This window comes from Polaromonas sp. P2_G11 (genome assembly GCF_056403595.1).
The window spans coordinates 604,287-625,406 of record NZ_JBFUFE010000003.1 but is presented as its reverse complement, the minus strand read 5'-3'; the positions used below and the strand labels follow the sequence as shown (position 1 = coordinate 625,406).

At 63.0% G+C, this 21,120-nt stretch carries 19 protein-coding genes; 17 read left to right on the top strand and 2 right to left on the bottom strand.

Annotated features, from left to right (window positions below; all coding sequences use genetic code 11):
* The first annotated feature begins 256 nt into the window (after positions 1–256).
* Positions 257–1,312, top strand: coding sequence for an asparaginase (locus AC1DWQ_RS13620; RefSeq protein ID WP_477670218.1), 1,056 nt, complete (start codon positions 257–259; stop codon positions 1,310–1,312).
* An 81-nt stretch (positions 1,313–1,393) separates the two neighbouring features.
* On the opposite strand, the gene AC1DWQ_RS13615 is transcribed toward AC1DWQ_RS13620, so the two are convergent.
* The gene (locus AC1DWQ_RS13615; RefSeq protein ID WP_477670111.1) at positions 1,394–2,167 is read right to left on the bottom strand and encodes an SDR family oxidoreductase; all 774 of its coding nucleotides are present in this window, start codon (positions 2,165–2,167) and stop codon (positions 1,394–1,396) included.
* Positions 2,168–2,311: 144 nt separating this feature from the next.
* Here AC1DWQ_RS13615 and AC1DWQ_RS13610 point away from each other — a divergent pair, with 144 nt between their 5' ends.
* The 11 genes from AC1DWQ_RS13610 (at position 2,312) to AC1DWQ_RS13560 (ending at position 15,490) form a co-directional block, all read left to right on the top strand.
* The gene (locus AC1DWQ_RS13610) at positions 2,312–3,268 is read left to right on the top strand and encodes a LysR family transcriptional regulator (RefSeq protein WP_477670217.1); all 957 of its coding nucleotides are present in this window, start codon (positions 2,312–2,314) and stop codon (positions 3,266–3,268) included.
* Positions 3,269–3,349: 81 nt separating this feature from the next.
* Positions 3,350–4,270 carry a glycine--tRNA ligase subunit alpha gene (gene glyQ, locus AC1DWQ_RS13605; RefSeq protein ID WP_348049382.1) on the top strand — a complete coding sequence of 307 codons (921 nt, stop codon included), beginning with the start codon at positions 3,350–3,352 and terminating at the stop codon, positions 4,268–4,270.
* Positions 4,270–4,569 (top strand): antibiotic biosynthesis monooxygenase family protein, encoded by a 300-nt coding sequence (locus AC1DWQ_RS13600; protein WP_477670110.1) that lies wholly within the window; start codon positions 4,270–4,272, stop codon positions 4,567–4,569. Before glyQ ends, AC1DWQ_RS13600 begins: the two co-directional genes overlap by 1 nt.
* Positions 4,570–4,580: 11 nt before the next feature.
* On the top strand, positions 4,581–5,114 hold the full coding sequence (locus tag AC1DWQ_RS13595) for a metal-dependent hydrolase (protein WP_477670109.1): 534 nt from the start codon (positions 4,581–4,583) through the stop codon (positions 5,112–5,114).
* Complete coding sequence (gene glyS / locus AC1DWQ_RS13590; protein ID WP_477670108.1) at positions 5,111–7,216, top strand: glycine--tRNA ligase subunit beta; 2,106 nt, start codon at positions 5,111–5,113, stop codon at positions 7,214–7,216. Before AC1DWQ_RS13595 ends, glyS begins: the two co-directional genes overlap by 4 nt.
* Before the next feature lie 21 nt (positions 7,217–7,237).
* Positions 7,238–7,810 carry a D-glycero-beta-D-manno-heptose 1,7-bisphosphate 7-phosphatase gene (gene gmhB / locus AC1DWQ_RS13585; RefSeq protein ID WP_457282820.1) on the top strand — a complete coding sequence of 191 codons (573 nt, stop codon included), beginning with the start codon at positions 7,238–7,240 and terminating at the stop codon, positions 7,808–7,810.
* Between the two features lie 118 nt (positions 7,811–7,928).
* Positions 7,929–8,708, top strand: coding sequence for a lysophospholipid acyltransferase family protein (locus AC1DWQ_RS13580; protein ID WP_477670107.1), 780 nt, complete (start codon positions 7,929–7,931; stop codon positions 8,706–8,708).
* A gap of 36 nt (positions 8,709–8,744) precedes the next feature.
* Positions 8,745–9,773 (top strand): M48 family metallopeptidase, encoded by a 1,029-nt coding sequence (locus AC1DWQ_RS13575; RefSeq protein ID WP_477670106.1) that lies wholly within the window; start codon positions 8,745–8,747, stop codon positions 9,771–9,773.
* A gap of 150 nt (positions 9,774–9,923) precedes the next feature.
* Positions 9,924–10,364, top strand: coding sequence for a response regulator (locus AC1DWQ_RS13570; RefSeq protein ID WP_348049366.1), 441 nt, complete (start codon positions 9,924–9,926; stop codon positions 10,362–10,364).
* Positions 10,365–10,425: 61 nt separating this feature from the next.
* Entirely contained in the window at positions 10,426–14,730 is a 4,305-nt protein-coding gene (locus tag AC1DWQ_RS13565; RefSeq protein ID WP_477670105.1) for a PAS domain S-box protein, read from the top strand.
* 115 nt (positions 14,731–14,845) lie between these two features.
* Positions 14,846–15,490 (top strand): response regulator, encoded by a 645-nt coding sequence (locus AC1DWQ_RS13560; RefSeq protein WP_477649333.1) that lies wholly within the window; start codon positions 14,846–14,848, stop codon positions 15,488–15,490.
* A gap of 218 nt (positions 15,491–15,708) precedes the next feature.
* Here the strand turns inward: AC1DWQ_RS13560 and AC1DWQ_RS13555 are convergent, their stop codons facing one another.
* A complete protein-coding gene (locus AC1DWQ_RS13555; protein WP_477670104.1) occupies positions 15,709–16,806 on the bottom strand; it encodes an MBL fold metallo-hydrolase in 1,098 nt (365 codons plus the stop codon).
* Between the two features lie 104 nt (positions 16,807–16,910).
* Here AC1DWQ_RS13555 and AC1DWQ_RS13550 point away from each other — a divergent pair, with 104 nt between their 5' ends.
* From AC1DWQ_RS13550 to AC1DWQ_RS13530, 5 genes are read left to right on the top strand one after another with little or no spacing between them, the layout of a single operon-like run.
* Positions 16,911–17,315 (top strand): MerR family transcriptional regulator, encoded by a 405-nt coding sequence (locus AC1DWQ_RS13550; protein ID WP_457282826.1) that lies wholly within the window; start codon positions 16,911–16,913, stop codon positions 17,313–17,315.
* 26 nt (positions 17,316–17,341) lie between these two features.
* Complete coding sequence (locus AC1DWQ_RS13545; protein ID WP_477670103.1) at positions 17,342–18,535, top strand: serine hydrolase domain-containing protein; 1,194 nt, start codon at positions 17,342–17,344, stop codon at positions 18,533–18,535.
* Between the two features lie 59 nt (positions 18,536–18,594).
* Positions 18,595–19,038, top strand: coding sequence for a PaaI family thioesterase (locus AC1DWQ_RS13540; protein ID WP_477670102.1), 444 nt, complete (start codon positions 18,595–18,597; stop codon positions 19,036–19,038).
* A 34-nt stretch (positions 19,039–19,072) separates the two neighbouring features.
* Positions 19,073–20,254 (top strand): isovaleryl-CoA dehydrogenase, encoded by a 1,182-nt coding sequence (locus AC1DWQ_RS13535; RefSeq protein ID WP_477670101.1) that lies wholly within the window; start codon positions 19,073–19,075, stop codon positions 20,252–20,254.
* Positions 20,255–20,301: 47 nt separating this feature from the next.
* Positions 20,302–21,078, top strand: a complete 777-nt coding sequence (locus AC1DWQ_RS13530) for a hypothetical protein (RefSeq protein WP_477670100.1) — start codon at positions 20,302–20,304, stop codon at positions 21,076–21,078.
* Positions 21,079–21,120: the final 42 nt, after the last annotated feature.

Here is a 21,120-nt window from a genome sequence, read left to right as displayed (position 1 = left end):
GGTATGTCGCTGCCGGGTCGCCGGAGACGCATGGGGCCATGCTGCTGAAGGGTGTGAGTTTTAGTCATACCCCTCGTTACATTATGCATCGCTGGGGGCTGCCAGCGTCGCTACGATGAGCCACCTTTGGCCGCAAGGCCAGGGAAATCGCCGCACAGGCAGGTGAAACCGCTTGTTTTGCTCGCTGTGCGCAAAAAATCAGACAAATTCCATTTCCTTGGAGACATACATGCAAATAACCTCAACATTTCGTCACATGGGCGCCGCGCTTGGCCTGGTGGCGTTTACCACGCTCGGCGCGCCCGCGCTGGCGCAAACCGCCGCCAAACCCAATGTCGTGATCCTGGCCACCGGCGGCACCATTGCCGGCGCCGGCGCTTCGGCCCTGAACAGCGCGACCTACGCTGCCGCCAAGGTGCCGGTCGACAAGTTGCTGGCCGGTTTGCCGGAATTGGCCAACGTGGCCAACGTCAAGGGCGAGCAGGTCTCGCAAATTGCTTCCGAAAGTTTCACTAACGACAACCTGGTGAAATTGGGCAAGCGCATCTCGGCGCTGGTCAAGCAGTCCGACGTGGACGGCATCGTGGTGACCCACGGTACCGACACCCTGGAAGAAACCGCCTACTTCCTGAATCTCGTGATCCGCACCAGCAAGCCCATCGTGGTGGTCGGCTCCATGCGCCCGGGTACGGCGCTGTCGGCCGATGGTGCGCTCAACCTGTTTAACGCCGTCAGCGTGGCCGCCAGCAAGGATGCCGCCGGCAAAGGCGTGCTGGTCACGATGAACGACGAACTCCAGAGCGGCCGTGATGTCACCAAAACCATCAACATCAAGACCGAGGCCTTCAAGAGCCAGTGGGGCCCGCTGGGCATGGTGGTGGAAGGCCAGAATTACTGGTTCCGCGCGCCCGTGAAGCGCCACACCGCGCAGTCCGAATTCAACATTGACGAATTCGAGGCGCTGGCGCCGGTAGATATCGTCTATGGCTACGGCAACGTGCCGCGCTCTGCGGTGGACTCTGTCGGCAAGACTGGTATCAAGGCCCTGATCCACGGCGGCACCGGCAACGGCTCCGTGGCCGACCGTGTGGTTCCTGCGCTGCAGGAAGTTCGCGCCAAAGGCATCCAGGTCGTGCGCTCCTCGCGTGTGCCCGAAGGCTTTGTGCTGCGCAACGCCGAGCAGCCTGACGACAAGTACGACTGGGTGGTCGCGCATGACCTGAACCCGCAAAAGGCCCGCATCCTGGCCGCCGTGGCCTTGACCAAGAACATTGACAGCAAGGAACTGCAGCGCATCTTCTGGCAATACTGAGTTTTTGCGCAACCAAAAAAGGAGGGCGATGCCGGCAACGGCATCGCCCTCTTTTGTTTGCGCGGCGAGCGCGGGAAGTGCTTACAGCTGGCTCATGCCGCCGTCGACGATCAGCTCGGTGCCGACAATAAAAGCCGCATCAGGCGATGACAAATACACCACGGCGCTGGCCACTTCGTCGGGCGTGCCGAAGCGTTTCAGCGGCACTTGCGCCTGGATGCCGGCGGCCAGCGCATCGAGCTGGTCTGCAGGCACGCCAAGCTTGCCGTACAGCGGCGTCGTAACCGGGCCGGGGCTCACCACATTGACGCGGATGCCACGCGCCACCAGCTCACCCGACAGCGTTTTTGCCAGCGAAATCAACGCGGCCTTGCTGGCGGCGTAAACGCTGGAGTTGGGCATGCCGATGTGGGCATTGATCGATCCGTTCAGGATGATGGCGGCGCCCGTGTTCAGCAGCGGCGACAGCGCCTGGATCGCAAAGAATGCGCCTTTCACGTTGACGTTGAAGGTGTCGTCCCAGAGTGCTTCGTCTACGCTTTCCAGCGGGGCGAACTTGGCCAGGCCGGCATTGATGAACACGGCGTCCAGCGTGACGCCTTCGGCGGCCAATGCGCTGGCCAGTGCCTTGGCCGAGCCGCTGGCCCCTGCGTCGTTGCGCAGGGCGATGGCGCCTGTGCCCAGTTGGGTTTTGGCTTGGTCCAGTGACACCTGGTCCCGGCCGGTGATGACGACCCGCGCGCCTTGCCCGGCGAATTGCAAGGCGGTGGCCAGGCCGATGCCGCTGTTGCCACCCGTGACCAGCACGGTCTTGTTGGCGAAGCGGGGTGTGAATGAAGTGGTTTGCGTGGTCATGTCGATTTCCTTTGTCTTGGTTGGGGTTCCTGGTTCGGTGGGCTTCCTGCCTGCCGATGAGTCCAATGTAAGTTTCATCTTCTATTGGAGGAAGGCCGTAAAACTGATTTAATCATTCATCTTTTATGAATGATGGGGGTTGAAATGGACCGGCTGCGTGCGTTTGAGATGTTTGTCACCGTGGTGGGCCGCGGCAGTTTCACGCGTGCGGCCGATGCGCTGGACACCTCGCCGGCCAACGTCACCCGCTATATCAATGAGCTGGAAGCCCACCTCGGCACGCGCCTGCTCAACCGCAGCTCCCGCAAGCTCTCGCTCACCGAAAGCGGCGAAGCGCTGTATGAGCGCAGCAAGTCGATTCTTGAAGAGGTTGCCGACGCGGAGGCGCTGGCCTCGTCGGCAACCCTGCAGCCGCGCGGGCGCCTGCGCATCAATGCGCCTGTGAGCTTTGGCATCCGGCACCTGGCGCCGTTGTGGCCGCGCTTCATGCAAAGCTATCCGGAGGTGGAGCTCGACATTGCCCTCAGTGACCGCGTGGTGGACATCGTGGAAGAAGGCTACGACCTCGCCATACGCATCTCGCGCACGGGGCCGGCCACCCATGCAGCCCGCAAGCTGGCGACTTCCTGCAACATCCTCTGTGCCGCGCCGGCCTACCTGAAAAAGCACGGCCGCCCGGTTGTGCCCGCCGACCTCGCGGGCCACAGCTGCCTGGGCTACACCTATGCCGCCACCGCCAACGAATGGCATTTCACCGACAACGAGGGCCGCCCGCACGCGGTCAAGGTCAACTACATCATGCACGCCAACAACGGCGATACCGCCCGCGAAGCGGCCGTGGCCGGGCTGGGCATCATCTGGCAGCCGGCTTTCCTGGTTGGGGAAGACCTGCGCGAAGGCCGGCTGGTGCCCTTGCTGCCGGGCTACCGCATGCCTGAAATCGACGTGCTGGCGGTGTACCCCAGCCGGCGGCACTTGAGCGCCAAGGTCCGTGTGATGGTGGATTTCCTGGTGGAGGCCTTCAAGACCGGGCCCGGCTGGTATGTGCCGCCCACCCAGATGCCGCCCACCAAGGCGCCCGCGCGCCGCCGCGTAAAATGACCGGCTTGGCGGCCGCCACCTGAGGCGCCGCTCCCCGGGCCTGCAATCCAGGTGCCCCGCGTTTGGCAAAACTCCACTCTTATGCTTACTTTCCAGCAAATTATTTTGAAGCTGCAGTCCTATTGGGCTGACCAGGGTTGCGCGCTGCTGCAGCCCTACGACATGGAAGTCGGCGCAGGCACTTCGCACACCGCGACGTTTCTGCGCGCGCTGGGCCCCGAGCCCTGGAAAGCCGCCTATGTGCAGCCCAGCCGCCGACCCAAGGACGGCCGCTACGGCGAGAACCCCAATCGCTTGCAGCACTACTACCAGTACCAGGTCGTGCTCAAGCCGGCACCGGCCAACATCCTCGAGCTCTACCTCGGTTCGCTGGAAGCGCTGGGCTTTGACCTGAAGAAAAACGACATCCGTTTTGTCGAAGACGATTGGGAAAACCCGACGCTGGGCGCCTGGGGCCTGGGCTGGGAAGTCTGGCTCAATGGCATGGAAGTCACGCAGTTCACCTACTTCCAGCAGGTCGGCGGCATCGACTGCAAACCCGCCACCGGCGAAATCACCTACGGCTTGGAGCGCCTGGCCATGTATTTGCAAGGCGTGGACAACGTCTACAACCTGACCTGGACCGAAGGGCCTGATGGCTCGAAGCTGAGCTACGGCGACGTCTACAAACAAAACGAAGTCGAGCAGTCCACCTACAACTTCGAGCACAGCGACGCCGATTTCCTGTTCACCGCTTTCACGGCGCATGAAAAGCAGGCCAAACACCTGATCGACGTGCAGCTGGCCCTGCCGGCCTATGAGCAGGTGCTGAAAGCTGCCCACAGCTTTAACCTGCTGGACGCCCGCGGCGCCATCAGCGTGACCGAGCGCGCCGCCTATATCGGCCGCATCCGCAACCTCGCCCGCGCCGTGGCGCAAAGCTATTACGAAAGCCGTGAGCGCCTGGGCTTCCCGATGGCACCGCGCGAGTGGGTCGAGCAGATGGCGAAGAAGGCCGCCTGATGATTCTGGAAATCGCCCAGTTGCAGGTCAAGCCCGGCGAAGCGTCCGCTTTCGAGGCGGCTTTTGCCCAGGCGCAGGCCATCATCGCGTCAATGGGCGGCTACCATGGTCACGAGTTGCAGCGCTGCCTGGAAAACGACCACCACTACATGCTGCTGGTGCGCTGGAACACCCTGGAAGACCACACCGTGGGTTTCCGCCAGTCAGAGCCCTACCAGGCGTGGCGCAAGCTGCTTCACCATTTTTACGATCCGTTTCCCACGGTGTTGCACTACGCCGATGCCACGCCAAAACGGTGAGCTGATCTTCGATGCCCACCATCTTTTCCCACATCGCCGTCCCCATTGCAGCCGCAGTGGCGTTGGGCAGCAAGCGGATACCGCCTTCCATGCTGGTGGCGGGCATGGTAGCGGCCATCCTTCCCGACTTTGACGGCATCGCCTTCAAGCTCGGCATCCATTACGGCGGTATCTGGGGCCATCGCGGCTTTACCCACACCCTGGGCTTTGCGCTCGTGGTGGGCCTCATCGGCTGGTGGCTGGCGCGGCACTGGAAACTGGCGCTATGGCAGGGCTATGCGTGGATCGCGCTTTGCGCGTTCTCGCATCCCCTGCTGGACACCCTGACCAATGGCGGCGTGGCCATTCCCCTCTACTGGCCGTTTTCCGACCAGCGGTTTTTCAGTCCCTGGCGGCCCGTTGAGGTGTCGCCGGTCTCCTTTTCCCGGTTCTTCACGCAACGCGGCGCCGACGTGTTGCTCAATGAAGTCCAAACCATCTGGCTGCCGCTGATGGTTGCAGCCCTGGCCATTTTTGCGCTCCGACATTCCCGAAAAAACCAATGAACGCCTCCCAAAACCTTCTTGTTGAACTGTTTGTCGAAGAGCTGCCGCCCAAGGCGCTCAAAAAGCTGGGCGATGCCTTTGCCGGCGTGCTGTTCGAGCAGCTCAAGACCCAGGGCCTGACGGCGGCAGATTCGGCCCTCACGGCATTTGCCTCCCCGCGCCGCCTGGCCGCGCATGTCACGGCGGTGGCCGCACAGGCCGTCGACAAGGCTGTTTCGCAAAAACTCATGCCGGTGGCGGTGGGACTGGATGCTTCGGGCAATGCCACACCCGCGCTGCTCAAGAAACTGCAGGCGCTGGGCGCCGATGCATCGGCTGTGGCTGGCCTCAAGCGCGCGCCCGACGGCAAGGCAGAGGCCTTGTTTTACGACAGTGTCATCAAGGGAGCTACGCTGGTTGAAGGGTTGCAGAAAGCCTTGCTCGAAACCATTGCCAAACTTCCTATCGACAAGCGGATGACCTATCAGCTGGCCGATGGCTGGAGCGATGTGAAATTCGTTCGCCCGGCGCACGGCCTGGTCGCGCTGCATGGTAGCTCGGTGGTCGCTATCGAGGCTTTGGGCCTGAAGGCCGGCAACATCACGCACGGCCACCGCTTTGAAGCGGCCGTCGACCCGGTGGTGCTCAAGGATGCCGACAGCTACGCCGCTACCCTGCAAAAAGACGGCGCGGTGATCGCCAGTTTTGCCGCGCGCAAAGCCGAAATCGTCAAGCAGCTTGCTGCAGCCGCAGCCAAAGTTGGCGGTGGCGCCAGGGCGATTGAAGACGACGCGCTGCTGGATGAAGTGACCGCGCTGGTCGAGCGCCCCAATGTGTTGATTTGCGAATTCGAAAAAGAATTTCTGGGCGTGCCGCAGGAATGCCTGATCCTCACGATGAAGGCCAACCAGAAGTACTTCCCGCTGCTCGATGCGTCGGGCAAGCTCACCAACAAGTTTCTCGTGGTGAGCAACATCAGCCCGACGGATGCCAGCGCCGTGATTGGCGGCAACGAGCGCGTCGTGCGCCCGCGCCTGGCGGATGCCAAGTTTTTCTTCGACCAGGACCGCAAGAAAACGCTGGCTTCGCGCGTTGAAGGCCTGGGCAAAGTGGTGTATCACAACAAGCTGGGCACGCAGGGCGAGCGCACGCAGCGCGTACGCGCCATCGCCGAGGCGATCGCCAATCGCCTGAACGCCAATGTGGCCGATGTGCAGCGCGCCGCCGAGCTGGCCAAGACCGACCTGGTGACCGACATGGTGGGAGAGTTTCCCGAACTGCAGGGCACCATGGGCCGTTACTACGCGCTCAACGACGGCCTCAACACCGATGTGGCCGACGCCATTGAAGACCACTACAAGCCGCGCTTTGCCGGCGACGAACTGCCACGCAACACTGTTGGCGTCATCGTCGCGCTGGCCGACAAGCTGGAAACGCTGGTTGGGATGTTCGGCATCGGCAATCTGCCGACCGGCGACAAGGACCCGTTCGCGCTGCGCCGCCATGCGCTGGGCGTGATCCGCATGCTGGTCGAGAAAGACCTGCCTTTGGGCCTGCTGGAACTGGTACAGGGCGCGCAACCGGTGTTCGGTGACAAGATTCAGGATGCCTCCTTGGCATTGGTCGACTTTATCTACGACCGCCTCGCCGGCTCCCTGCGTGAGCAGGGCTACAGCGCGCAAGAAGTCGATGCCGTGCTGGCCCTCAAACCCCAGCGCCTGGGCGATGTGGCCAAACGCCTGGCGGCCGTGCGTGCCTTTGCCGCGCTGCCCGAAGCACCGGCTCTCGCTGCGGCCAACAAGCGCGTCGGCAACATCCTGAAGAAGGCTGAAGGCACGGTCGAAGCTGCCGTCAAACCTGAGCTGCTGCTGGAAGCCGCCGAGAAATCCCTCGCGGATGCATTGAAGACCGTGGGGCCCAAAGCCGAAGCCACTTTCGCCGCTGGCGACTACGCGGCCTCGCTGCAGGCGTTGGCCGCCCTGAAGGCGCCGGTCGATGCATTCTTCGACGGCGTGATGGTCAACGCCGAAGACCCGGCGCTGCGCGCCAACCGGCTCGGGCTGCTCGCAACCCTGCATCAATCGATGAACCGGGTGGCTGACCTCTCCAAACTAGCCACCTGAACTTTTTTCAAGGCAAACACCATGAAACTCGTCATCCTCGACCGCGACGGCACCATCAACAGCGACAGCGACGACTTCGTCAAGGCGCCGGACGAGTGGTTGCCGCTGCCGGGTTCGCTGGAGGCCATTGCGCGCCTGAACCATGCCGGCTGGCACGTCGTCATTGCGTCCAACCAGTCGGGGCTGGGGCGCGGCCTCTTCGACGTGGCGGCGCTCAACGCCATGCACGCCAAGATGCACAAGCTGCTGGCCGCGGTCGGCGGGCGCATTGATGCGGTGTTTTACTGCCCGCATGCCCCCGAGGAAAGCTGCACCTGCCGCAAGCCGCTGCCTGGCCTTTTTGAGCAGATCGGTGCGCGTTTCGGCGTGCCGCTCAAAGGCGTGCCCACCGCAGGGGATTCGCTGCGCGACCTGCAGGCCGGCGCAGCTGCGGGGTGTGAACCGCACCTGGTGCTGACGGGCAAGTCGGCACGGTACCGCAGCGGCGGGCGGCCTGAAGGCTTGCCCGAAGGCACGCAGTTGCATACCGATTTATCGGCATTTGCCGATTTCATCCTCGAACGCAGTGCCCGGCCCCTGCAAGTGGCCCTGTAGGTGATGCTATAAAAATGCTAGCTACCTGCGCTGACCAGATAAGGGTTAGAGCCTTAAAACATCGTGAAAACTGCTGTACACCAGCATCCACAACCTGCCAGATACCGGAAACCTTGACATGCGCCTGATTCGATCAATTCTTCATCTGCTGTGGATGGCCGTCACGGTGATCCCCTGGGCGACCTTTGTGGTGATTGCCTCCCTCTTTGTCAGCAGCAACACCATGTACTGGATGTGCGCGGGCTGGCTGCGCGTGGCGGTCAGCGGCGGCACCTTCATCCTGGGCATCAAGAACCGGGTGACCGGCATGGAAAACCTGCCCACGGGCCAGACCAGCGCCGCTGTTCTGCTGCTCAAGCACCAGAGCACCTGGGAGACCCTGTGCATGCCTACGCTGATGCCACACCCCCTGGCCTACGTTTTCAAGAAGGAGCTCTTGTACGTACCGTTCTTCGGCTGGGCGATGGCGCGCATGGACATGATCCACATCGACCGCAGCCAGCGCTCACAGGCTTTCAACAAGGTCGTCGTGCAGGGCAAGCGCCTGATGGCACAGGGCACCTGGGTCATCATGTTTCCCGAAGGCACACGCATCCCGCGTGGCCAGAAGGGTACTTACAAATCCGGCGGCACGCGCCTGGCCATTGAAACCGGCGCTCCCGTGATCCCGATTGCCGTGACCTCGGCCAAATGCTGGCCGCGCAAGGCCTTCATCAAAACCCCGGGCATCGTTGACATCTCCATCGGCAAGCCCATCGACAGCGCGGGCCGGCAGCCCGACGAGTTGATGCGCGAGGTGGAAACCTGGATCGAAGCCGAAATGCGGCGCCTTGACCCCGAGGCTTATGCCGGAGAAGTGGTCGCCGCGCCCGCCACATCCGTCGCGCCCAATACCTGAGCGGCCAGCCTGCCCATGCTGTCAAGCTAAACTGCCATGATGCAACGGCTTCTTCAGTTCACGCTCGACCTGTTTGATTCCGCGCCGGCGCCGCTTGCTGGCGTTCCCAGCGGCTCCAAAGCCAGAAAAATCAAGCCAAAAAGGCCTGAGACGACCGATAACAGTGCGCAACCAGCTATCGAAAATATAGCGGTGGCAGATTTCGTCGGCCCCCATCTTCCCGCACAAACCATCCAGCAGGCGCTGGCCCCGGCTACTTTCCGCCACCCCCGCGCCAGCCGTGAGACCGTCCTGGGCGGTGTGCTGGTGGCCTACGAATTTCGCCGCAGCAAACGCAAGACCATCGGCTTTTCTGCCGGCGCCGACGGCCTCACGGTCAGTGCGCCCAAATGGGTGCCGCTGTATGAAATCGACAAGGCCGTGCTGGAAAAATCCGGTTGGATCCTGGCCAAGCTGCAGGAAACCCGCGCGCGCCATGAGCGCCTGGAGTCCGCACGCATTGACTGGAAGGACGGCACTACGCTGCCTTTCCTGGGTGACCAGGTCATTGTGGTGATCGATCCGCGGCACGCTTTCGGCGGCGTCGGCGCCGAACTCAAAACCGGCCCCGCCGCCGCCGAAGTCTTGTTGCAGGGCGACGGCGATGCGGCCAATGGCACCTTGCCCGGCGTGGCGCAGCTCACGCTGCACGTGGGCCTGCCCCAGCAGGCCACGCCCGAGCAGATCCGCGATGCCGTGCAGGCCTGGCTGATGCGCCAGGCCAAGCGCATCTTTACCGAGCGGCTCAACCATTTCGCGCCGCACCTGGGCGTGCAGTGGCGCAAGCTCAGCCTTTCCAGCGCCGGCACCCGCTGGGGCAGCGCCAGCGCCGATGGTTCCATCCGGCTGAACTGGCGCTTGATCCATTTCAAGCAGTCGGTGATCGACTACGTGGTGGTTCATGAATTGAGCCATTTGCGTGTCATGGACCACAGCCCGCGTTTTTGGGACACCGTGCGCGCGGTGGTGCCCGACTACGCCGAGCTGCGCGGCCAGCTCAAGGACGAAGCAATTCCCCGCTGGTAGGCCGGCGCTGCTGCGTTTGGCATGCCCCGTTGAGCGACGTCAAAGGGGGTACAAATCACAGTACTGCGGCGTTTCTTTACTTGGTAATATGAGAAAACACCAAAAAAAGCAGAAAACGACAGGGATTGACTCCGCGCACCTGAAGTCCACATGAACGACAAACTCATACTCGTAGTTGAAGACAACCCGGACCACCTGGAACTGACCGTTCTGACGCTGGAGGAGCAGGGCGTCACGGCCGAGATTGCCGTCGCCCGGGACGGTGTGCAGGCGCTGGACTTTCTATTCGGCCAGGGTGCCCATGCGGGGCGCGACACGCAAAGGCAGCCGGCTTTCATCCTGCTGGACATGAAGTTGCCCAAGCTCTCCGGTCTGGACGTACTGCGCAGCGTGCGGGCCAATCCCCTGACCGCGCTGGTGCCGGTCGTCATGCTGACATCTTCCAGCGAGCGGTCCGACATCGTGGCGTGTTACCAGAGCGGGGCCAACGGGTTTGTCCGTAAACCTGTCGATTTTGGGGGGCTGACCGAAAAGCTCAACCGCCTGCAGGCCTACTGGCTGGGCGTCAATGAATCCATCGCGGCCGGCTGACATCCCGTGACGCACCGGTGGCCCAGAAACACCCGGTGCCGGTACCTGCGGCGCTGATGCCATGAAGCTTCATATCACGCTGCGGACCCGCCTTGTCATGCTCGTGCTGGTGGCGATAGTGCCGATGTTTGGCCTGTCCATTTTCAAGGCCGTCTACAACGCCGACGCCGCCGTCGAGCGCGCCCAAACCGACCTGCAATTCGCCGCATCGCTGGCCGCATCCAGCCAGCAGCGCCTGGCGGAATCGGCCCGGCAGATACTGACGGCGATTGTTCATGTGCCCGGCCTGCGGGACGGCAACGCCGACCGCTGCAACCGCTACCTTGTAGAGCTCAACAAGCTGTTTCCGCTTTACGCCAATTTCGGTATTGTGGGAACGGACGGCTATGCGCTGTGCAACGGGCAGGAAGGCGTGCGGCTCGGCTACCTGGGCGACCGTGCCTATTTCCGCAATGCCGTTGAGCAGCGCAGCTTTGTGGTGGGTGAATACATTGTGGGGCGTGCCACGGGCCGGCCTTCCATCACATTTGCGTTGCCGCTGCTGGACAAGGACGGGCGCGTTGACATTGTGGCTTTTGCGTCGGTTGACCTGGCCGAGATGGCGAAATCCACCATCGACGTCCAGCTGCCGCCCGGCGGCGCGCTGGGCATACACGACCGCGGCGGCGTGCTGCTGGCGGGCAAACCCGACCTTCCCATACGAATCGGGCAGGTGGCCAGAAGCCCCGTGCTGAAGGCGGCCGTGCAGCAGATGCGTAACGGAACCAGCGATGGGCCGGACGGCACCGGGCAACGCCGCCTGTGGGCTTTCATGCCCAGCAGCCCCGACGTACACGCCGCTTTTTTTGTGGCGGTCAGCCTGGACCGCGAACTGGTCGTCGGCGCCAGCCGGGAACAGCTGTGGCTGGAACTGGTGGTGTTGTTGCTGGTGGCATTTGTGGGCGGCGGCATCGCCTGGGTCATCGGCGGGCGTGCCATTGTTGAGCCCACCCGAAACATCCTTGAGGCCATCCGGCAGCTCCAGAACGGCCGGCTGGATGTGCGGATACCACCAGGCCGGCCTGACGATTTCGGGGAGTTTGCGAGGATATCCACGGGCTTTAACCGCATGGCCGAGTCGCTTGAGCAACATCGGAGTGTCCTGGAGGCCGAACTGGCAAACAGCGAAGCCATCCAGCAGAAACTGCGGGACGCCCAGCGCCTGGGCCGCATCGGCTACTGGCAGCTGGACACCGGCACCGATGAAAGCTGGTGGTCCGATGAGGTTTACGAGGTGCTCGGCGTTGACCGCGCGACCTTCGACAGGAACCATGGCAGATTCATGCAGCTGGTCCATCCCGGGGACCGCCAGGCCTTCAAGGAACGGCGCGATCTGTCCGTTCGGACCAACCAGCCGCTGGACATGGAGTTCCGCATCGTCACGTCCGCTGGCGAGATTCGATGGGTCCACCTGTTTGGCCGCGCTGACGAAGCGCAGCCCGGGGACACCGGGCAGGAGGGGCAAGGCGCGGGCCGCGGCCCGTCGGGGCGCCGCCGCTCCGGCGTGATCCAGGAAATTACCGACCGCAAGCGCGCGGAACTGGTGGTGGCCCGCAGCACGGAGCTGCTGAACCGCACCGGCGCGCTGGGGAAAGTCGGCGGATGGGAGGTCGCTGTCGACACCATGACGCCTTACTGGTCTGAAGAAATTTACCGCATCCACGAACTCGATCCGGCGGCCGGCCTGGGGGTTGAGGAGGCGCTCGACTTTTATGCACCCGAAGCGCGGCGCACCATCCGCTCGGTCGCCCTGGCTGCCCTGAAGCAGGCAACGCCATGGGACCTGGAGCTGCCCCTCATCACGGCAAAGGGCCGGCGCATCTGGGTGCGCACGCAGGGCCGGGCTTTGCAGCGGGACGGCAAGGTTGTGAGCCTGGTCGGCGTGCTGCAGGACATCACGGAACAGCACGAAGCGCAGGCGCACCTGCGCCTTCTGGAAACCGCCGTATCCCGGCTCAACGACATTGTGCTCATCACCGAGGCCGCACCCATCGATGGCGCCGGCCCGCGCATCATCTTTGTCAACGACGCTTTTGAGCGCCGTACGGGTTACACGCGTGAGGAGGTGCTGGGAAAAACACCACGCCTGATGCAGGGCCCCAAAACGCAGCGGGACGAGCTCGACCGCATCAAGGCCGCACTGGAAAAATGGCAGCCGGTACGCGCGGAGCTCATCAACTACACCAAGAGCGGCGAGGAAGTCTGGCTGGAGCTCGACATTGTTCCGATCACCGACACCAAAGGCCACTACACCCACTGGGTCGCGGTGCAGCGCGACATCACCCAGCGCAAGCTGGCAGAGCAGGCACTGGTAGAAAGCGAGCACCGCTACTCGGCTCTCTTTGAAATGGCGCCAATCCCGATGTGGGTTTTTGACGCCGAGACCTATCGCTTCCTCATGGTCAACGAAGCCGCCGTCAAGAGCTATGGCTATACGATGGAAGAGTTTCTGTCGATGACGATCTACGACATTCGCAGCGAAGCAGAAGCTCAAAACCTCCGGACCCAGCACGCCGCCTCGCCTTTGATCGTCAAGGAACGCTGGGAGCATCGCCGCAAAGACGGGTCATTTTTCACTGCCCGCCCTTTTTCAACCTCGGTGCGGTATGCCGGCCGCCCGGCGCGTTTTGTCCTGGCGCTGGATATCTCGGCCCAGGTCAAGGTTGAAAATGAGGTCCAGGAACACCTGTACACCTTGCAGCGCGCCGCCGACGCAGCCCAGGCCATCACCTGGCATCAGACGCTTGAAAGCACCATGCACGAGGTGGCCGAGCAGGCCCGGGGGGTGATAGGCGCGCACCAGGCGATCGTCAGCCTCACCGTGAACAGCGACTGGGGGCAGGCCATCAACGCCCTGTCGCTTTCCGAAAAATATGCGAAATACCGGGACATGATCGAGCCGCCCGACGGCACCGGCATTTACGCCCTGGTCTGCCAGACCAACCGGTCCATGCGCATGACCCAGGCCGAGCTGGAGGCGCATCCGCGCTGGCACGGCTTCGGCAGTTACGCCGACAAGCATCCAGCCATGCGCGGCTGGCTGGCCGTGCCGCTGACGGGCCGCGACGGCAAAAACATCGGGCTGCTCCAGCTGTCCGACAAATACGAGGGTGAGTTCACGCAGGAGGACGAATATGTGGCGCTCGAACTGGCCCAGCTCGCGTCCATCGCCATCCAGAACTCTCGCCTGATCGAGGAGGTCAGCCAGCTCAACACCGGACTGGAGCAGAAAGTCGCCGAGCGCACACTGGCGCTGGAGCGGCAAGAGGCGCTCTTCCGGGCGCTGGCCGAACAGGCGCCCCAGGTGGTATGGACCAGCGACCCGGACGGCGCGGCCACCTACTTCAACCGAGCCTGGTTTGACCTGGCGGGCGGCAAGATGGAGGACTGGACCGGCACGCAGTGGTTTACGGCCATTCATCCGGACGACCTCCCCGATATCAGGGCCCGCTGGCAGGTCGCCCGGGAGACGCGGTCGCAATACTCGGGCATACGCCGCGTGCTGGCCAGGGACGGCGTGCACACCATGTCCTACCGCGCATCGCCCGTGCTGGACGAACGCGGTGAAGTGGCCTTTTGGGTGGGCATTGACGCGGACATCACCGAGATCAAGGCCATTGAGGCCGCCCTGCGCCTGTCCAACCAGGAACTCGAGGCATTTTCATACTCCGTGTCGCACGACCTCCGCTCGCCGCTGAACACCGTGGACGGCTTTAGCCGCCTGCTGGGCAAACACCTGGGGGCCGATGCCGGCGAGAAGGTGACGCATTACCTGGCACGCATCCAGGCCGGCGTGGCGCAGATGGGGCAACTGATTGAAGACCTGCTGTCGCTGGCGCAGGTGTCGCGCACGCCCCTGAACAACAAGGTGGTGGACCTGTCGGAGCTGGCCCGCATCATCCTGGACGAATGGCGGGTGCGCGACCCCGAACGCAAGGTTGCGGTGAACATCGAAAAAGGGCTGAAGGCGCACGGCGACAGCCGGCTGGTCCGGGTGGTGATGGAAAACCTGATCGGCAACGCCTGGAAGTTCAGTGCCCAGCAACCCCTCAGCGAAATCACCGTAGGCTGCCAGCTTGATGCAGCGGGGCTGCCGGAGTTTTTCGTCAGGGACAATGGTGCCGGCTTCGACATGGCCTATGCCGACAAGCTCTTCAAGCCGTTTCAGCGCCTGCATGCCGTCGCGGAGTTTCCGGGCACGGGCATCGGGCTGGCCACCGTCAGCCGCGTGATCAAGCGGCATGGCGGCAGGTTGTGGGCCGAGGCGGCGCCCGGCAAGGGGGCAACGTTCTTCTTCACCCTGCCCACCGCACCGCTGTCCCCCTGACGCTGGCAGTGCCCGTTGGTGTTAGTTGATGCTTACTATCATTTTCTATGAAGCGATTGAGTCGAATTGATTAAAATGCCCAAAATGAAACACTCCAATCCCCGTTCGGTCTGCCATGGCGCGTGAACCCAAGTCCTTCGAGGCCGCGATCACGGCTGCGGATTTCTCCAGCGAGGATTACTGCGGCACCAGCTATGCAGCCAAGCTTCTGGGGCTCTCCGTTGCGACGGTGCAGTCCCTGGTTGAAAAAGGGGAAATCGAGGCGTGGAAGACGCTGGGTGGGCACCGCCGCATTGCGCTGCAGTCCATCAACGCCTACCTGGCCAAAAACAGCCCACAGCTGTCCCGTGTCGACACCGACCCCAAAAGCCGCCTGCGGGTGCTGATGGTGGAAGACGACGAAGACACCCGCGAGCTGTACCGCTGCCAGTTTGAAGACTGGGACCTGCCGGTTGACTGCACCTGGATGCCATCTGCCCTGGAGGCCATGATGGATATCGCCAGCATGCGGCCCGACCTGCTGATCACGGACCTGTCCATGCCCGGCGTGGACGGCATTGAGATGCTCAAGACACTCAAACGCAACGTGCAACTGGCCGACATGCAGATCGTTGTCATCAGCGGCTTGCCTCCCGACGCCATTGCGGCACGCGGAGGCTTGCCCCAGCACGCCCACCTGCTGAAAAAACCTGTCAACTTTGAATGGCTGCACGGCTACCTCACCGCTTTGGTGACGGCTAACCGGAAGTGGAGGGCTTGAGCCCCCACGCTTTTCACTTCGCCTTCGGCTTCGTGTAATGCGCTGCCCCCCGAGGGGGCGCTGCGCCTGCGGTCTGGCAAAGCCAGTCCCGCGGCCCCTGCTGGTAAAGAAGGGGCCCCACAGCCATCCATTGCATTCTTATGTGCCTAGTCGGGCTGCGGACCAATCCTGGCGAGCGCGAGAAGCTACTAAAAACATAGCGCGTGTCTTGACCCCGCTTACGGACTAACGCTACTGAAACGGTAAATCCCGTCGGCGTCCAGCCGCCGCGTGAGCTTTTCTCCAAACCACAGTGCGTGCAAGTGCGCCACGGCTTCGCCCATGGCGAAGGTGGTCTGGTGCAGGTCCAGCTTGCGGGGGAACATGATGGGCAGGATGTCGGCGGCACTACAGGGCGCGGCGGTGCAGGCCGTCATCACTTCGGCCAGGCGGTCTCGGTGGTGGTCGTGCAGCTGGCCTATGCGTGTATGCAGCCCGTGAAAGGGTTTGCCGTGGGAGGGCAGCACCAACGTGTCTTCAGGCAGCGGCAGGAATTTGTCGATGGACTCAAGAAACAGCGTGAGCGCGTTCGATTCCGGCTCCATGTCGTAAACGCTGACATTGGTTGAAATGCGCGGCAACACCATGTCGCCGCTGATGAGGGTGTCCAGCGCTTCGCAGTGCAGCGCGATGTGTTCGGGTGCATGGCCGTAGCCGCTGATGCAGCGCCAGTCGCGCCCGCCGATTCGCACCGTCATGCCGTCCATGATGCGGACGTAGCTGGCCGGCACGGCCGGCACCATGCCGGGGTAGTAGCTGGCCCGGCCGCGGATTTTCTCGACGGATTCCGGATCCACCAGTCCGTGCGCGGCAAAAAAGCGCGCGGCGCTTTCCCCGCCGAAACCCGTGGTGCTTTGTGAGCCGATGCGGGCCGAAAGATAGTCGGTGGCGCTGATCCACAACATGCACACCCGTTTGGGCGTGGTCCAGCGTTCGCAGAGCCAGTGCGCCAGCCCGATATGGTCGGGGTGCATGTGCGTCACGATGACACGCAGCACCGGCATGCCTTCCAGCTGGGTGGCAAAAATCGCCTCCCACTGCGCTTTGGACTCTTCCCGGCTGATGCAGCAGTCCACGATGGTCCAGCCCTGTATCTTCGCGCCCGCCCGGTCCGGGTCGTCCATCTCGTCGCGCAGCAGCCACAGGTTGATGTGGTTCAGCGCGAAGGGCAGGGCCATGCGTATCCACTTGACGTCCGGCGCCACCTCCATGGCCATGCCCGACTCGGGCAGGGTGTCTCCAAAGGGGTAATCCAGTTGCTGCTCAAGGAGGTTCATGTCATCATTCGCGGTATATTTGACGTTTACGTAAACGTCATACACAACCATTGTAGGGACCGCGCCTGTTTCGCGCTGTCGCCCGCGTTTGCAAAGACCACATCATGGCCACTACCTACACCATCAGCGACCTGGCAAAAGAGTTTGACCTGACGACGCGCGCCATGCGTTTTTACGAAGACATGGGCTTGCTGCAGCCCCAGCGCGAAGGGGCGGGCGGACGCAACCGCGTGTACACCGCGCGTGACCGTACCCGGCTCAAGCTTACCCTGCGCGCCAAGCGTTTGGGCCTGTCGCTGACCGAGGCCAAGGACATCATCGACATGTACGACAGCCCGCGCGACACCGGGCCGCAGCTGCGCAAGTTCCTCGCCATCCTGGCGCAGCACCGCGCACAGCTGGAGGAGCAGATGACCGAACTGCAGGGCAACCTCGAAGAGGTGAAAACGCACGAGCGCGAGGCCAAGGCGCTGCTGGCGAAACTTGAGAAAGCGAAGCAGGCGGCGTAGCGGTGACCTGCTTTGCGACTAGCCCCATGACGATCGATTCCCTGCGCCGCGCGGCCCTGGTCCTGTTCGCGGTGGGCCTGCCCGCCCTCGCGGCGGCCCAACAGGGATGCACCGGTTCATTCCTCAACCCCCAGCAGCGATTTCCGTTCAATGAAGCGCGGGCGGCCGGTGCGCCGGCGGTGTTCGGCCATGGCCTGCCATTGGAGAACGTGACGTATCGCGTTGCCGGGGATCCCGAAGCCCATTCGCTCGAGGAGTACCTTACCCGTTTCTGCACGACGGGGTTTCTCGTCCTGCATGAGGACCGGATCGTCTATGAGCGATACCTGCAGGGAACCGGCACCCAGGACGCGCTGCTCTCGGCGTCCATGTCGAAGACGATCCTGTCGCTGCTGGTCGGCGTGGCAGTCGCGGAAGGCAAGCTGGCGCTGGGCACCACCGTCAGGCAGGTCTTGCCCGGCTTCGGAGCCAGCGCATTTGCCGACGACACGGTGGAGGATCTGCTGCGGATGGCCACCTCGGCCAAGCTTCATGCCGCCTACGAGGCGGGCGCGATATCGGACAACCGCGCGACCGACCCCACCGTCTCGCCGCGCCAGAGCATGCGGCGCTACCTGCAGGAGAGGACGGATCGATCCCCCGCCGGCAAGACCTTCAGCTACAACGGCGCGGTGAGCGCGTTGCTCGGCCTCATGCTGAGCGAACGTACGGGCGTGAGCAACACCGCATATCTGGAGGACAGGATGTGGTCGCGCCTCGGGGCCGAGGGCAGCGGCTTCTGGATCAAGAATTTCCATGGCGAGGAGGGTGTTCAAGGCCAGTTCGCCGCGCGCCTGCGCGACTACGGCCGGCTGGGGACGCTGGTGCTGAACCGGGGGCAGGCGGCAGGCGGGCAGGTCGTGCCCGCCGCATGGATCGACGAGATGGTCATGCTACGGCCGGACAAGCCGCAGCCCAAGGGGGCCCCGTTCTATGGGTTGCACGTCTGGATTCCACAGGCGGCCGGCGGCCGGTCCTTTTTCTGGGGTGTCGGCGGCCAGAATATCTTTGTCGATCCCGTCGCCCGCATGGTGATTGTCCATACGGGCAATTCACGGGAAGCGCAATTTGCCGGCGATGCGCATCTCTTTCCCCTTCGGGACGCGATCGCACGGACGCTCAGGTCGCGCGCGAAGCTTTCACCGCCCTTGGACAGCGCTTCCGCCAGCAGGCATAATTGACGTTTACGTAAACGTCAACTAAAACAAGAGCCGCCTTTTATCCGTTCAAAGGGTCTTCCATGGATGCAACCGCCGCACCGTCCACACTGTTTCGCCGCATTGAAGCCAGCTTTCTGCGCCAGGGCCTGATGCAGCACCTCGGTGCGCGCCTGCTGCGCGTGGAGCCCGGCCTGTGCGAGGTGGCCCTGCCCTATTCGGAGCACGTCACGCAGCAACAAGGCACTTTCCACGGCGGCGCCATGGGCGCGCTGGCCGATATCGCCGGTGGTTACGCCGCGCTGACCATGGCTGCGGAAGATTCCGAGGTCACCACGGTCGAATACAAGATCAACTTCATGGCCGGTTTCAGGGACGGCGAGCTGCGCGCCCTGGGCCGCGTCGTCAAGGCCGGCAAGCGCATCATCGTCACGACCGCTGAAGTCACGCACGTCGGCGCAGCGGGCAAGGAAAGCGCCTGCGCGCTGATGCAGCAGACGCTGGTGCCCGTGCCCAAGACCTACTAATCCAATCCCGTCATACGACTTCAGAAAGCCCACCATGACCAACATGCCCGGACTCAACTTCATGCTCGGTGAAGACATCGACGCCCTGCGCGACGCCGTGCGCGAATTCGCGCAGGCCGAAATCGCCCCGCGCGCCGCCGAGATCGACCGCAACGACCAGTTCCCGATGGACCTGTGGAAAAAAATGGGCTCGCTCGGCGTGCTCGGCATCACCGTGGGTGAGGAATACGGCGGCGCCAACATGGGCTACCTGGCCCACATGATCGCCATGGAAGAAATCAGCCGCGCCAGCGCCTCGGTGGGCTTGTCGTACGGCGCGCACAGCAACCTCTGCGTCAACCAGATCAAGCGCAACGGCACCGATGAGCAGCGCAAAAAATATTTGCCCAAGCTCATCACGGGCGAGCACGTGGGTGCGCTGGCCATGAGCGAACCCGGCGCCGGCAGCGACGTCATCAGCATGAAGCTCAAGGCCGAAGACAAGGGCGGCTACTACCTGCTCAACGGCAGCAAGATGTGGATCACCAACGGCCCCGATGCCGACACCCTGGTGGTCTATGCCAAGACCGAACCCGAGCTTGGCGCGCGCGGCGTGACCGCCTTCCTGATTGAAAAAGGCATGAAGGGCTTTTCCGTCGCGCAAAAGCTCGACAAGCTCGGCATGCGCGGCAGCCACACTGGCGAGCTCGTCTTCAACAACGTCGAAGTGCCGGCCAGCCAGATCCTCGGCGGCCTCAACAGCGGGGCGAAAGTGCTGATGAGCGGGCTCGACTACGAACGTGCCGTGCTCACCGGCGGGCCACTGGGCATCATGCAGTCCGTCATGGACAACGTCGTGCCCTACATCCACGACCGCAAGCAATTCGGCCAGAGCATCGGCGAGTTCCAGCTCATCCAGGGCAAGGTCGCCGACATGTACACCGTGCTGCAGGCCGGCCGCTCGTTTGCCTACACCGTGGCCAAAAACCTCGACATGCTCGGCACCGACCACGTGCGCCAGGTCCGCAAGGACTGCGCCTCCGTCATCCTCTGGTGCGCCGAAAAAGCCACCTGGATGGCCGGCGAGGGTGTGCAGATCTACGGCGGCAACGGCTACATCAACGAATACCCGCTGGGCCGCCTCTGGCGCGACGCCAAACTCTATGAAATCGGTGCCGGCACCAGCGAAATCCGCCGCATGCTGATTGGACGCGAATTGTTCGCCGAGACCATGTAAGGCCGGTACCCATGCCAGTGATACATCAGACGGCGAGATGGCTCCTTGTGCTCGTGCTTGCCGCGCTTCTCGGTGCGTGCGAAAAAGATGAGCCCCCGCCCTACGCGGCAGTGCCGCAAGCCGACGCTACGTTCGAATGCGGCGTCCCCGAATCTCTGCGGGGAAAGGCCGTGAACGTCTTTCTGGATGCCTCAAGGGTGGGGGAGGTCTCCGAGGAAGCTATGCTCGCCCTGAAGGGCCGTTTCGCGGCCTACGCCGTCGGCCTCACCCTGCGGGACGGCACCACCGTCAGCATCGACCTTGACGAACCCATGGGTTTTACCGCCAAGGGCCTGGCGCATCACACGGGATGTGAGCAGTTCAAGTGGGCAAGCATGGGAAACCTCACGCTGTTTGAATACGCCCATGGCGCCGGAAATCCTTATCCCGCCCAGCAGTTGATGTATTCGCTCGGCCCAACGCCTGACTTCAAGAACCTGCGCCCACTCCTGGCGGGAGGCAAGGGCGTATTCTATGAACGCGAAGGAGACCGCTGCCTGACCGGACTGGTCCAGGGTGACGGTGAAGTGGACAGGTGGTGCTACCAGAGTGGCAAGCTGTACCAGACCCGGAAGATGCTGACCGCCTCGCTCACCGACGGCAAATACCGTTTTGTCTGTGATTTTTCCGGGGAAGGACCTTTGCTGGTCGACGCATCCATCGTGAAAGTCGGGCCGAACCCCGCACCCTCGAACCCGTTCAGCGACAAAGAGCTCGCCACCCTGACCGATAAATGCCTGGGCGAAAAAGCGCTGTTGAAGGCGAGAGCGATCGATGAAACATGACTTTCTGCCGCTTGCCGGACGGCATCCCCGCGGGCAGGTGAA